The organism is Paludisphaera rhizosphaerae (genome assembly GCF_011065895.1).
Lineage (GTDB): Bacteria > Planctomycetota > Planctomycetia > Isosphaerales > Isosphaeraceae > Paludisphaera > Paludisphaera rhizosphaerae.
This window is the reverse complement of sequence record NZ_JAALCR010000033.1, coordinates 44,247-56,382: the sequence shown is the minus strand read 5'-3', so window position 1 is coordinate 56,382 and position 12,136 is coordinate 44,247. Positions and strand designations below refer to the sequence as shown.

Below are 12,136 nucleotides of genomic sequence, written 5' to 3'. Positions count from 1 at the left end.
ACGATGAAAGACCTTACCTGTCCTTCGGCGGTCTTCCCCATCTCCTGAAGTGCGGCCAGTTCCTTCTCATCAATGCCGCAAAGCAGGGTCGCCGAGAACGACGCGATCAACGCGTCGGCCTCGACCTTCGCGGCCAGATACAGCCTGCGACCCTCCACCTTTCTATGGAGGTCGCGGCTTCCGGCCAGGACGAGTTGTACGATGCTGCAGCGGCCTTCCGCCTCGGATCTGGCGCGTTCGAGGCGCGTGATCGTCTCTCGCGTGCCCAGCGCGATGGGGCTGAGGCCCCCGAAGAACGTCGAGAGGAACGGAGTCCGGACGCTGAAGTATCCGCCCAGGACGAAGGCGACGGCGAACCCTAGGAGGATTTTCAGCCCGCCGGATCTCGCTGACTCCGACTCAGGCATCGCGGTGCCCCTTCGACCCATTCGCCCGGTTGCAGCGACCCTGGAGCCAAAGTCGGCTCGTCGGGAAGTTTACAACCAATTTCGTGCTAGGGCGTGAAATTCGGCGGTCCCATCCATGCGGCTCCCCGCCCTCTTGAGCGTCCTCGCCAGGAGTCGAACCTGGTCTACAGCCTTCGCAGGGCTGGGTGCGGATCCCTCACACTCCGAGGACGACGATGCCCCCACCAGGAGTCGAACCTGGTCCTCGGCCTTCGGAGGGCCGCGCGCATCCGGCACGCTCTGGGGGCTCCTAGGACGATTGTCCGTGTTCCTGAATTTGTTCCTGAATCCCCGTCGAGGGGGGTGATTTAGGAACAAAATCCGGGAATTCAGGAACATTGTCGATTTCTCATAATCTCCACAAGGACCTAAATAGTAACGACTTATGCGCCACGAACTCCACACAGAGAACGGCGGATTTGACCTTCGGAGGGTCGCGTGCGAATCCGGCACACCCCGAGGGCTCTGCCTGCTCTTGATCCAGCCGAGGCGGAAGGGGCGGGAGTCGAACCCGCAAGGCTCGTCGCTCGCCCGCCGTCCAAGCGGGTCCCGTCGCCGATCGGGTGGCCCTTCCGTCGTGTGATCGCTCTCCTCGACGTCCCGGCCGGGATTCGAACCCGGAACGCCTCGTTAGAAGCGAGGTGTGATCGTCCGTTTCACCACCAGGACCAATACAGCGGAAGGCGAGGGATTCGAACCCTCACGCCCATCTGAGCGCACTCTTTAGCAAAGAGGCCCGGCCAACCGTATCCGGCTGCCTTCCGTCGTTCCTCGAATCGAACCAGTGGACCGGCCGGGGAATCGAACCCCGATCTCCTGGGTGCAAACCAGGCGTCTTCCCGTTGGACCAGCCGCCCATCTCGGCGAAGGTCTCAATCCATGAGGAGCCTCGCCAGTCGTCCCGGAGGGAATCGAACCCCCGTTTCCTGTTTGTAAGACAGGAGTCGTAGCCGTTGGACCACGGGACGGTCGCTTGAAACGGAGTAGCACGGGTGGGAGTCGAACCCACAGGCACCAGATTCTCGACCTGGCGGCTTTGCCGGTTTGCCTACCGTGCCGTATCACGAACGAGCATTGCGGGCATGGGAGTCGAACCCATCGCTCCCGGCTTATGAGACCGGGGAGGACGCCGGTCCGCCCGCGAGTCCCAGGCCCCGGTGTCGATCCGGGAGGTCCGTCCTCATGAGGGACGGCCGGGCGCCGGCCGCGCCTGGGTCTTGCATGAAAGCTCTCCGATACACCGAACCGATCAAGCCAGCGCCCCCGGCGGGATTTGAACCCGCGGCCTCCGCTTCGACAGAGCGGCGAGCACTCCGGGCTGCTCCACAAGGGCGTACTTCGCGATGGCTCAGGAGGGATTCGAACCCTCAGCATCTCTCGGTCTGAACGAGAGTGGTCTTCCAGTTGCCTACCGAGCCGTACGATCCGATCAGAGTCCGTCCCAACAGGGCTTCGGGGAGAGGGGGACAGTCCCATTTTGCTTCGCAAACTTCGCAAAATTGGGACAGTCCCCGGCCCTCGTGGGACGGACTCTCAGTTCCGGGGGCTGGAATCGAACCAACGCCTCCAGGTTCAGAGCCTGGCGTCGCGACCAGCCGCGACCGCCCCGGATTCGGGAAGAAGGATTCGAACCTCCATTGCCTGAGCCAAAATCAGGGGGCCTGCCGTTGGCCGATTCCCGAGAGCGCCCCGCGGGAGTCGAACCCGCCTGTCCGGCGTGGGAAGCCGGGGCCTGACCGCTCGGCCAGGGACGCAATCATCCAGCGGAAGGGGAGGGAGTCGAACCCCCAAGGCTCATCGCTCACCCGAGTTCGAGTCGGACGCCGTCGCCGGTCGGCTTGCCCTTCCGTATCGCTCGCTCAGCTCCAGGGGAGGGATTTGAACCCCCACGCCCGAGGGCGCTCCATTAACAGTGGAGTGCGGCTACCGTTTCGCCACCCTGGATCTGCATATTTCGTTCGCGACGATCTGAGGAAAGGAGAGCGCCCAGCGGGAGTCGAACCCGCGCGTCCGCCATGGCAAGACGGTAGGCTTCCGTTACATCATGGGCGCGTCTTTCGGTCGATCGATCGTGACATCATTCGTTCATTCGTTCGCCGACGCCGGGTTGTCAAAGAGCCGAGAGCACCGGGCGGGAGTCGAACCCGCTCCTCCGCCTTACGAGGGCGGCGTCCGTCCGGTCGGACCCCCAGTGCGTTTCGTTTTCGCCGAGTGGGACCAGAGGGGCTCGAACCCTCACCCGCCTGGTTAAGAGCCAGGGATGCTGCCGCTAGCACTTTGGTCCCGTCGTTTCGATCGGCCCGGGAGGACTCGAACCTCCCCCTCCCGGTTATCGGCCGGGGGCTCCGCCTCGGAGCTGCGGGCCGGACTTGCTTCGTCATGGGGCCGGAGGGATTTGAACCCCCACCTCCCGGCTTAAAAGGCCGATGTGCGACCGTTACACCACGACCCCGTTTCGGCCGAATTGCGGGAGTCGGCGTTTCCAGCGGTCGCGGTCGCGGCGTTGAGTCATGCTCATCCTCCGTTCATCAAGATTTCATCCAGTCGGGACGGTCGGATTTGAACCGACGCTCTCCTGCTCCCAAGAGGGTCTATCTGTACACGTACAACGGTATAAGCCATTGAAATCAAACACCTTGCGTATTCACTGCCATAACGAAAACACGCGGTATTCTCGTGATTCGGTCGAGTATCGAGTGTTCAACCAGTAGACTACCGACGCTGTTTCGAGGTTCGTGCCGCGCATGAAAAAACCCCGCTGGCGAAGCGGGGTTGGTGGCGTCGGAAGCGGGATGCCCCATCGATTCCGTCAGCCTTCTCGATGACCTCGCTGGCGGCTCTTGAATCAACTCCAGTCGAGCCGGGTTGCCATGTCGATGGACGCCTGAGCCTTCGACGCCTCACGCTCTTGTTTCGTCGCGATCTTCTCGACGGCGACGGCCGTACGCCGCGTGTTGTTGGCGACGTCGTTCTTACCGCCGCCGTAGCGTAGGCGTGTCTCAGCCGACGCGGCTTCGGCCGATCCACGGCGATAGGCCGCGCTGAACATCGGGGAGTTGGACAGGGGGTTGGTCAGCCCGATCGCGCCGCCCATGCCCGCGTTGATGAGGTTGTTCGCCCCCATCGCCATGGCACCCATACCGCCGATCGCTCCCAGGCCTCCCATACCCATCTGGCCAGGGAATCCAGTGGCGAGTTGAGCCATGCCCATGCCCAGCGGCATCGGCTGCATCTTCGTCATGATGCGCTGCGGCAGCATCGGAATCAGGATCGGCTTGCTCGCGAGGGCCTGGCGAGTTCGCTCGGCTTCAGCCCGAATCTCGTCGAACGAATTCTTGATCCGCTCCGAGAAGGCCGGTCCGATCAGTGCCTCTCCAAGCTTGCCGGATTGTTCGTCGGATAGTCGATCGAGATCCTCGCCGAACACCTTCAAGAAATCGCCGACTCCGAACTTGTTGAGGAAGCCGCCGTCAGCCAGCGTTCTGTCGTTCTCACCAATGATCCAGCCCAGCAATCCGGCCCCCTTGCCGATTCCCCATGTCGTCTTCGCCTGCATGTCCTTGACCATGACGCCGACGCCTTCGATCGAGTCGCCGACGAGGCCGACTGATTCGGCTAACGCCCCCATACCCGTCGTCGCCACCCCCAGATTCGCCGTCAGGCCGGTCAACCACGTCGTCGCTGAAGCCTCATTGTCCTTCCACAGCTTGTCGACGGTCATCAAGCCCGTTGACAGGTCTCCCAGGAAATTCCCCAGAGCCGGAGCGAACGTCTCGCCAATAGTGACGGACAGATTTTCCCAGGCCCCGCCCAGCGACTCGAATTGGGCCGCAGCCCCCGTCGCCTCGCGAGCCGCCGTGCCCATTGCGAACTTGGTCTTGTCGACGAAGATGGCGTATCGCGCTAGAACCTTCTCCTGAGCCGTCAACTCGTGACCCAGGCCCCCGAGCCCCATCTCGAGGCCCTTGGCCTTCACCGTAGCCTCGTCGAAGACGATGCCGAACGCCTTCAGCGGCTCCTGTTCTCCAGACAGCCCCGACAGGAATTTATCCTTGCTCAATTCGAACGATGTATCCTTGAGACGCGCCATGTCCATGGCGATCTTCGTCAGGCCCTCGGTCATATCCTTGACGTCGCCACCCTTGAACCCCGCCCCCTGGAAGATGCTCCCGATTTGGTTCTGAGCATCCAGCATCGAGTTCACGCCGACGTTGAAGCTCTTCGCCATGTCGCTGGCGAACATCTGCATCTTGCCGGCCTCGTCGCCGAAGACGATGCTGAGCGAATTGATCGCCTCTTGCGCGTGAGCCGCTTGCTTCGCTGCGTCGAACAGGAACGTTCCAACCTTCAGCGCGCCGAATCCAACGGCGAGTCCCCTGAGCGTCGACCCCAGGCCAACCACGTTTCCCTGGAACCCTTTGACCTCAGCGCCCGCCTCGCCGAGCCCCCGGGCGAACCCGGACGCGTCTAGCACCATACCGACGTTGATATTGCCGATCGTCGCCATCAGCCACCCCCTTGCACTTGATCCACCTCAGTTCAGGACCGAACTCACACCCGCCAGTCGAGCGACTCCAGCTCGATCCGTTTTGCCGGAGGCATCGCCTGAAGCGTCCGACAGACCGTCGACGGAGAGATCCCAAGAACCTGGCCGATGGCTCGATAGGTGAGGCCCTGGTTCGTCATGCGGACCAACAGCGAGAGCCTCGCGTTCTCGATCCGCTCCGGCGTCCATTTCGCTGCCTGGTTCATACGGCACCGCCTTTCATCGCTGCCCGACGCTCGCGCCGAGTCCCCGCCCTCTTGTGATTGGTTCGTACTTCCGACGTCGGATCCTTCGCAGCCGCATGCCGTGGCACCGTCCTGCGGCTGATCTTTAGCTCCGGCCTGTCGTCGAGCCCCGACGCATGGCAGACCATGCAGCAGACTCGCCACCCAGAAGCTATCGGCCCATGGTGAGGACACGTGCTCTGAGGCGTGAACGAGTCGATCGGGAACAACGGCTCCGCATCCGGAACCCACTGTCGGACGTCGCCCAGGTCCACGCCCCGGGCGCGAGCGGCGGCAACGCCCCGCTTCACACGGTCGATGGTCACGCCAGCGGCGTCGGCGACGTCCGCGAGCGTCATGCCGTACTTGAAGACGTCCCGAACCCACCCACGTTCCTCAGACGGGCTCACGCCGTCGTCGACAGCGGCCGGCTCCGGCCTCGTGAGCCGCAGCCGGGTCGGGGCCGGAGCCCTGGTCTCGACCTGGCTCGCACGCTCGACGGCCGCACGGCAGAACGCCAGCGTCACGCCCACGGCCCTCGCCGCCTTCGCAAACGACTGGTGCCGCTGGTAGGCGTTCAGGCACCGGACGTCCAGAGCCGCAGTCGATGCGGCGTGTCGATTCTCGATCGCTTCCAGGCCCATGGCGCGTTGCTCCGCGATGTCAACGGGACTCGAAACGCCGTGGATCGACGACCGCCGTGCGAGGCGTCTCGGCCGATCGCAGCGTCCTGGCACCCAGCCATTCGGCGAGGCGTTCAGAGCAGTCGTCGCAGAGCGTCGACGACGCCAAGAGGCGTGGATCGCGGCCGATGACGCTCACGACGCATCCGCTCTCGCGTTCGACGATGCACGAGCCGCAGCGGCCGCAGACCGGCCGACGTCGGATAACGGTTGGGGTCATCGTCCACCCCCCAACGCCCGACGCTTGGAATCCCACGCGCGAGCCTCCAGAGCCTTCAGACGCTTGCCAGCGTCTGCCATCCACGCCTGGAACTCGGGACTGGATTTCTTGAACGGCCGCTTCGGGTCGAACCTGGACCCGGCCTTGCCCCCTGCCTGGCTCGTCGCCAGCCAGCGGCGGGCTTCTTCCAGGCTCAGGATTCCGCCGCGAACGCCGATCGACGTTCCCTCGTAAGCCGGGTAAGTCACGATCGAGACGTCGAATAGGTCTGCGTCCCTGATCGAGTCTTCGACGATCGTGCGACCGCCTTCATCGCGGACAACCCTATCCCAACCGCCCTTGCGCGGCAGGAACGCGAACGACATTTGAGAGACGTCGCCGCGATTCAGGCTCACGGCGATGTCCCTTCCCGCCTGCGTGTCGGGAGGATCGATCTCCACGGCGAGCCCGCGAAGATCCTCACGGAGCCGGAGAGTTCCCGCCTTCGTGCGGCCGAGCACGAGCGTTGGGTTGTGGTCGATGAGCGCTCGAACGTCCTGTTTCGCCGCCAACGCGTTGCGGAACGCCCCCGGTCGGATGACCTCGCGTTGGACGATCCGATCGTCCTCCGACAGCGTCGTCCATTCGTTGAAGACGACCGCGTATCCTCGGAACGCCTGACGTCCGCCGGCGCCGCTCCGAAGCGCCAGAGTCCCTCCGCAAACCCGCCGATATTGATCCACGTCCCTCGTCCTCCCACCCGACGCCCCGGATTCCGAGCCCAGACGCTGGCGGTCGTCAGACCGTAGCGACGTCTTTGAAGACTGCGAATGACTCCAGGTGCCGGAACGTGATCTTCACGTCCAGGAACGCCGATATCCGCGCCCCGCCGTTGGCGGCGACGCTGTAGGTGTCGACGATCATCCTGATGGAGGGACTGAGGTTGACGACGACGTCTGCCCAATTCCCGTAGACGAGGCCGCTGAGCCCCGTTCCCGAGCCCTTGGCGTAGCCGCTTGGAACGCTCGTGGTCGCGATTGCGGGTCTGCCAACGATGCGGTCAGAGTCCGACCACAGCCACGCGCCGGAGTTCCCGGTGGAAGCGTCCGTGTTCCGAAGCTTCTCCTCCACCGCCGGATTCGTCACCCAGCCCATCCGCGCCGCAACCGGGGCGTCGCCGTTGGCCGCGTGCACCGTCCTCATCGCCTCAACAGCCTTCGCCCGGGTCAAGGCTCCGCCGTTTGGCCCGATCGCCACGGTGGGGACGGCACCCAGGTTGAACAGGCCAGTCGGCTCCAGACCGCCAGCGCCTACCAGCGACGCCCGATCGACCTCGACGGCCAGAGCCTCAGCCAACTCGCCGACGAAGTAGCTGACGAGATCGTCGTCCATCGCCTGCCACGCCAGACGCGAGATGTTCACGCGAGCGCCGACAGTCTGCAACGCCTTGGCGCTGGGGTCGCTGGCGAACTCAATGTCACTGTCGGGAATGGTTCCGCCGTCGCCGACCCAAGCCGCCGTGGCTCCGCTCGTCTTCTTCGGAATGGCCGTGGGCTGACCGCCGCCGTACAAGCTGACGAACCGAGCGCCCATCGCCCCGAGAACGGATTTCGATCGGAGCACGTCCGTGAACTCGGCCGGCGGCGCGACGACCAGGGGAATCGCCGAGTCGAAAGACGTCGCGTCCAGGTTGCGACGGCTCACCTGCATCATGCTGATCGGCACGCTGAAGCCGCCGCGCCGTCGCCTCGCTTCGCCCGTCGTCTCGTCGATCGCCCTGGCGACGTCGCCCTCGAATCCCGGGGGATCAACCCCAACGGCGAATTCGGCAGCCCGAAACGCCCTCGCGAACGAGTAGGTTCGCGGTGTGTACTCGATCGCCTTGCCGCTGGCCATTCGCAGAACCGCCATGCTCGCCCCCTTTCGCCTCACCTGGAACGCGTCGTCCTCGCCCCGCCCCCGCCCTTAGCTCACAGCGCCTGCCGGCAGTTCCGCGAACTCAACGCAGCCGGCGATGACCATGTCGACGGCAATGTCAGCCCGAATAACCTTGGTCTCGCCGGCCGTGATCTCTTGATTGACCCCCAACCGCGCCGTCCTCAGGCCGCGAACCGCCGTCTCGTATTCAAGCCGGCCGTCGTCGTCGGAGGTGGTCTCGGCGACGTCGCCGACGTCACACCACCGCCGAAGGATGGTCCCAGCCTCCTTCACGCGACAGCGGAGAAAAGGCCGAGCGACGCCGAACCTCGCCAGCTTGTGGCCAAGCTCTTCGTTGACGACCACGATGTTTCCATCTGATACCGGCTGACCGTCAGGAAGAACGTAATCCCGGAGCATCTTGACCTGCATCGCTCAACTCCCGTTGTCTCGTGAAAGCGTCTAGACGTCGGCAGATGCCGTTTCATATCTCGTATATAATATCCATCCGTACACCGACTGTCTAGTAGATATGCGCTTGGCGTTGCGTTGCACGAATCAGCGCGCGTGGAATCGCCGATTATTCAGCGGAACGGGAGGATCGGGAGCGAGCGGAGTCAGACCAGCCCCCGCGCCTCAGCGGCCCTGATGCGGTCGCCAGCGGTCGACTTGGGCAATCCGAAGAACTGGCCGACGACCCGCAACGGCACGCCCTGGCGGTGCATGGCAACCATTGCGACGTCCCTGGCGCGTTCGACCGACTCGCGGTCGAACTTCATGAGGCCGTACGTCGCCACGCCTTCGCCGTCTCGGTCGATGAACATCGCTGCGTTCTCCAGGGAGGTTGGAGCGTCAATCACACGTAGGCTCTCGACTTGGCAAATTTGCCGAATCGAGAGCCGGTCGCTTTTTGGGCGGGAACCAATGGTGCAATTGGTCTCGCGTCGCAATTAGGGGTGCCAATACGACGCAAAAACATGGTCGCCGTGAGTGTGGCGGTCTGGAGTCGTTTGCCCCAAACATATTTTGCTCGCGATCGCGGCTTGTGGTTTTCGCCATGGGGTCGCCTTCCCCGTCCCGCCGCTGGCTCGCCTCACTTGGGTTGCCCTGCAAGGCCCCTGGCATCCGCTCTATCGCGTCGTCGTCGCTCGACGTCGGGAGCATCGTCACAGGGTCGCTCGGCCTGCCACGTAAGCACGTGCCATCTCACCGGCCATGGCTTTCACCTCACGCGCGAGCCACTCCACGTAGCCTGAGTCTCGCTCGAACACCTGGGCGAGGCTGTAGCCCTTCCACTTGCCGAACGGCAGTTCGTACAACTCGGCAGCGGCCAACGCCGCCAGCGAGGGGATAGCGGCCTTCCCGCGTGCGTTGGGCTTCCGTCGCCCGGCTCGACGCTTCCGCTTGGCCCGCGACTTCACGAGGCAACCGATATCGGACACGGTGATTCCTCCGAGGGAACGGCCGCATCCGTCGGCCTGGGATCAAGCAACTCCAGCAGCCCGGTCAACTCGAACTCACACGTCTTGCCTGAACTGTCGCCGGTCGCAACCTGAACCGCCGCTTCCCAACGTTCAGCCGGCTTCCCAGGTCGCGTGATGTATCTACGCTTCAGACGCTCCATCTGGTTCGGATTCAGCACGACACTGTGCCGGTCGCGGATGATGTTCCGAAGCTGACCGTTGGTGGCCTTCAGCCGGTCGCCTTCGCTCCTCCCGCGCTCATAGGTGAAGTGGACTCCCAACGCCTCGAGGAACCAACGATCGTTCTCGGACCGGAGGGGATGTAACTCCTTAGGTATTGGCTTCTCTCCCCCCATACCTATAGGAGTTACATTGGGTGTTGAACTGACGATCTGAGCCAGCGCAGGCGTCAGTTCAACCGCCCTGATTGCGGCCTCGTGGTCGACGCCGGCGCTGGCTAAGCGGATATTCCCAGCCTTGACCATGGACTCGATCGTCTGGCCGATCATCCCTGGAGCTTCGCGCGGGTCCGTGCCAATGGTTCCCCCGACGTAGAAGTGAAGCCACCAGCGTTCAAGGGCCGCTGCCACGACGTCGAGCCGGTAGTTCTGGCCGATCAGGAACGCCGTCGCCCTCAGCATCCTCGCGTTCCTGCTATGGAGCCGCTGCACGGGGAATCGGTCGATGACCTTGGCCGCAAGCGCGTCGACGTCCTCGCACGGCCGGTCATGAGTCGGCATCGCCGGCGGTCGCACAAGATCTGATGTCACCGCCTCCCGATCGTGGATCCGGTCCAGCAGCCATCCGGGAGCGAGAGCGATGGCGACGTCGCCCGGGTGGTAGACCCAACGATAGGCGTTGCCGGTCTCTGGGTGGATGCTAGGGGCGACGACGATGATCGAGCCGTCGCCCCGGATGTCGACGCCAGTCTCAACGCCCACGCGCGGAGCGATCTTCTGTGTGGTCCGGAACAAGTAGTGCCAGCCGCCTCCGCCCGTCGCCGCCGTCGCCGTGCACGGAACCTTCCGGCCGTGAACGAGCCGCCCCCAGGACTCAACACCTTCGTCGCCGTCCAGGTCCACGGCGAAGACTCCGCCCCCCATCAGCAGCGCGACGTTCCGATACGGTCCATTCTCGAACCAGTGCCGGACCATCCGCTCGTCATCCGTCGCCCGATGCTGCCACCCCGCGATCGCCGGTTCCTTCGCCCTCGGATGGCATGGAACAACCCGGAACCCGGCGCGTGCATACTCGATCGCCGCATCCAGCGCGATCCGAGTCGAGTGGCACTTGTCATCGCACTCGCCGTTTGATATCATGAGCATGTCTCGCGTGTGAACGACGACGGGACGCCCCAAGGATCTCCGCCCCCGTCAGGCCTTGCCCGGGTCTGACGGGGGCTTTTTCATGCGCTGATCAGCGCGCCAAGTATCCCCGGCCTTTGCACAGGCCGCACTCGCCGACGATGGGCACCGTCCCCTTGCCATCGCATCCGCCCTTGTCCGTGGGCGGGCACTTCCGCCAGCGGTCGGGAGGCTCAACCCTAAGCAGCCGCTCGATGCCGTAGCCGACGACGCCACGGAACGAGCCCTTGTAATAAGCCTTCGCCGCCTTGCCGTAGAACGCCTTGAGCGACCCCCGCATCTTTTGCTCGAAGGCCCGGAAGAACAGCGCGTCCATCCGGAACCGCGTCAGCGAGACGCCCGTGAGAACCGACGCCAGCGGCAGACGTGCAATCCATTCGTCGTCGGTCAGGTCGTCGACCTTCGCCGCTTCCTCAGCCTGTTCCTCGCGAACGGCCTGGATGACGTCTCCGGCTTCGTCGCCGGGATCTTCGACGGTGACGGCGACGCCGGCCGGGATCACACCAGCCGCTCTCGCACGCTCAACGCCTTCGTCATACTTGCGTTCGCCGTTGACGGTGACGAGTCCGGAATCAGCCGGAGCCGGAGCCGGCTTGGATTTCTTCGGCTTGGCAAGGCCAAGATCCTCTCTGGCCTTTTGAAGTGTCACCTCACCTCGCTTGACTTGCTCGAACGTCTCCGGCGATGCTTCCGCCACCTTCTCGGCCGCATGAATGTATCCGGCGGAAACATTCAATGCTTTTGCTACCTCACCGCGCGCGTCGCTTGTCGAGTTGTCAACATTGACAACTCGACAAGCCTTCGGAATCCTCCCCTCCCGATTTAGGTTCGCGATGCTATTGCCCTGATACTCCTCGTTCCTTCGCCGCTTAACCTCTACCGCCAATGCCGCGCGCTGGCTCTTGGTCAAGTCGCGACGCACGAGATTCTCAGCCAGCACGTAATCGAGCGGTGTGCCGTACTCGCCGTTCCAGTCGCGGACTTTGAACTCCACGCCAACCTCGCGATAGGCGCGGTAAGCGTGGCGTCCGTCGAGTATCTTCCCCTCATGGAGCACGACCGTTCGCGTCGGCCCATGCTTACGGACGCTCTCCACAAGCATCGCGAACGCTTCGCCGTCCATCGGCGGAAACATCGTGCAGAGTTCGTGGAACTCCAGGTCGGAGCCATCCCACGGCCGAGACTCTCCCGGCTTCCTCGCATCCACGAACGCCGCAGGGTCTTCGCTGCCCAGAACTCGCACGGAATACACCCCCCGTAAACGAAACGAGGCCGCAGGTCTCCCAACGGCCTC

The 12,136-nt window shown here is 63.9% G+C and carries 12 protein-coding genes and 20 tRNA genes; all 32 read right to left on the bottom strand.

The window, feature by feature from the left end; translation table 11 throughout:
- Positions 1-407: hypothetical protein (locus tag G5C50_RS27785; RefSeq protein ID WP_165074281.1), on the bottom strand; the 407-nt coding region annotated here is incomplete at its 3' end.
- A gap of 216 nt (positions 408-623) precedes the next feature.
- Positions 624-694, bottom strand: a tRNA-Arg gene (locus G5C50_RS27780).
- A 242-nt stretch (positions 695-936) separates the two neighbouring features.
- Positions 937-1,020 (bottom strand) — tRNA-Ser (locus tag G5C50_RS27775).
- A 22-nt stretch (positions 1,021-1,042) separates the two neighbouring features.
- A tRNA-Arg gene (locus G5C50_RS27770) sits at positions 1,043-1,115 on the bottom strand.
- Positions 1,116-1,123: 8 nt separating this feature from the next.
- A tRNA-Ser gene (locus G5C50_RS27765) sits at positions 1,124-1,209 on the bottom strand.
- 22 nt (positions 1,210-1,231) lie between these two features.
- A tRNA-Ala gene (locus G5C50_RS27760) sits at positions 1,232-1,303 on the bottom strand.
- 39 nt (positions 1,304-1,342) lie between these two features.
- Positions 1,343-1,414 (bottom strand) — tRNA-Val (locus G5C50_RS27755).
- A 16-nt stretch (positions 1,415-1,430) separates the two neighbouring features.
- A tRNA-Leu gene (locus G5C50_RS27750) sits at positions 1,431-1,504 on the bottom strand.
- A gap of 16 nt (positions 1,505-1,520) precedes the next feature.
- A tRNA-OTHER gene (locus tag G5C50_RS27745) sits at positions 1,521-1,589 on the bottom strand.
- Between the two features lie 115 nt (positions 1,590-1,704).
- Positions 1,705-1,779, bottom strand: a tRNA-Asp gene (locus tag G5C50_RS27740).
- 11 nt (positions 1,780-1,790) lie between these two features.
- Positions 1,791-1,864, bottom strand: a tRNA-Leu gene (locus tag G5C50_RS27735).
- A gap of 119 nt (positions 1,865-1,983) precedes the next feature.
- Positions 1,984-2,057 (bottom strand) — tRNA-Gln (locus G5C50_RS27730).
- Positions 2,058-2,128 (bottom strand) — tRNA-Gln (locus G5C50_RS27725).
- Position 2,129: 1 nt separating this feature from the next.
- Positions 2,130-2,200: transfer RNA gene (locus G5C50_RS27720), tRNA-Gly, on the bottom strand.
- Between the two features lie 10 nt (positions 2,201-2,210).
- Positions 2,211-2,294 (bottom strand) — tRNA-Ser (locus G5C50_RS27715).
- Positions 2,295-2,309: 15 nt separating this feature from the next.
- A tRNA-Asn gene (locus G5C50_RS27710) sits at positions 2,310-2,390 on the bottom strand.
- 37 nt (positions 2,391-2,427) lie between these two features.
- Positions 2,428-2,498 (bottom strand) — tRNA-Gly (locus tag G5C50_RS27705).
- A gap of 71 nt (positions 2,499-2,569) precedes the next feature.
- Positions 2,570-2,641, bottom strand: a tRNA-Thr gene (locus G5C50_RS27700).
- A gap of 17 nt (positions 2,642-2,658) precedes the next feature.
- Positions 2,659-2,731: transfer RNA gene (locus tag G5C50_RS27695), tRNA-Lys, on the bottom strand.
- Positions 2,732-2,741: 10 nt separating this feature from the next.
- Positions 2,742-2,812: transfer RNA gene (locus G5C50_RS27690), tRNA-Ile, on the bottom strand.
- Positions 2,813-2,826: 14 nt separating this feature from the next.
- Positions 2,827-2,898 (bottom strand) — tRNA-Lys (locus G5C50_RS27685).
- Between the two features lie 393 nt (positions 2,899-3,291).
- Entirely contained in the window at positions 3,292-4,953 is a 1,662-nt protein-coding gene (locus tag G5C50_RS27680; protein ID WP_165074279.1) for a phage tail tape measure protein, read from the bottom strand.
- A gap of 44 nt (positions 4,954-4,997) precedes the next feature.
- Positions 4,998-5,198 carry a helix-turn-helix domain-containing protein gene (locus tag G5C50_RS27675; RefSeq protein ID WP_165074277.1) on the bottom strand — a complete coding sequence of 67 codons (201 nt, stop codon included), beginning with the start codon at positions 5,196-5,198 and terminating at the stop codon, positions 4,998-5,000.
- Positions 5,195-5,860 carry a hypothetical protein gene (locus G5C50_RS27670; protein ID WP_165074275.1) on the bottom strand — a complete coding sequence of 222 codons (666 nt, stop codon included), beginning with the start codon at positions 5,858-5,860 and terminating at the stop codon, positions 5,195-5,197. Before G5C50_RS27670 ends, G5C50_RS27675 begins: the two co-directional genes overlap by 4 nt.
- Positions 5,861-5,879: 19 nt before the next feature.
- Entirely contained in the window at positions 5,880-6,119 is a 240-nt protein-coding gene (locus G5C50_RS27665) for a hypothetical protein (RefSeq protein ID WP_165074273.1), read from the bottom strand.
- Entirely contained in the window at positions 6,116-6,841 is a 726-nt protein-coding gene (locus G5C50_RS27660; RefSeq protein WP_165074271.1) for an HK97 family phage prohead protease, read from the bottom strand. Before G5C50_RS27660 ends, G5C50_RS27665 begins: the two co-directional genes overlap by 4 nt.
- Before the next feature lie 55 nt (positions 6,842-6,896).
- Positions 6,897-8,009, bottom strand: coding sequence for a phage major capsid protein (locus G5C50_RS27655; RefSeq protein ID WP_165074269.1), 1,113 nt, complete (start codon positions 8,007-8,009; stop codon positions 6,897-6,899).
- 54 nt (positions 8,010-8,063) lie between these two features.
- Positions 8,064-8,447, bottom strand: a complete 384-nt coding sequence (locus G5C50_RS27650) for a hypothetical protein (RefSeq protein WP_165074267.1) — start codon at positions 8,445-8,447, stop codon at positions 8,064-8,066.
- A gap of 185 nt (positions 8,448-8,632) precedes the next feature.
- Positions 8,633-8,839, bottom strand: a complete 207-nt coding sequence (locus tag G5C50_RS27645) for a hypothetical protein (RefSeq protein WP_165074265.1) — start codon at positions 8,837-8,839, stop codon at positions 8,633-8,635.
- Positions 8,840-9,181: 342 nt separating this feature from the next.
- On the bottom strand, positions 9,182-9,457 hold the full coding sequence (locus tag G5C50_RS27640; protein WP_165074263.1) for an exodeoxyribonuclease X C-terminal domain-containing protein: 276 nt from the start codon (positions 9,455-9,457) through the stop codon (positions 9,182-9,184).
- Positions 9,433-10,797 (bottom strand): bifunctional DNA primase/polymerase, encoded by a 1,365-nt coding sequence (locus G5C50_RS27635; protein ID WP_165074261.1) that lies wholly within the window; start codon positions 10,795-10,797, stop codon positions 9,433-9,435. The genes G5C50_RS27640 and G5C50_RS27635 overlap by 25 nt, the downstream gene beginning before the upstream one ends.
- A 97-nt stretch (positions 10,798-10,894) precedes the next feature.
- A complete protein-coding gene (locus G5C50_RS27630) occupies positions 10,895-12,085 on the bottom strand; it encodes a ParB/RepB/Spo0J family partition protein (RefSeq protein WP_165074259.1) in 1,191 nt (396 codons plus the stop codon).
- Positions 12,086-12,136 lie beyond the last annotated feature (51 nt).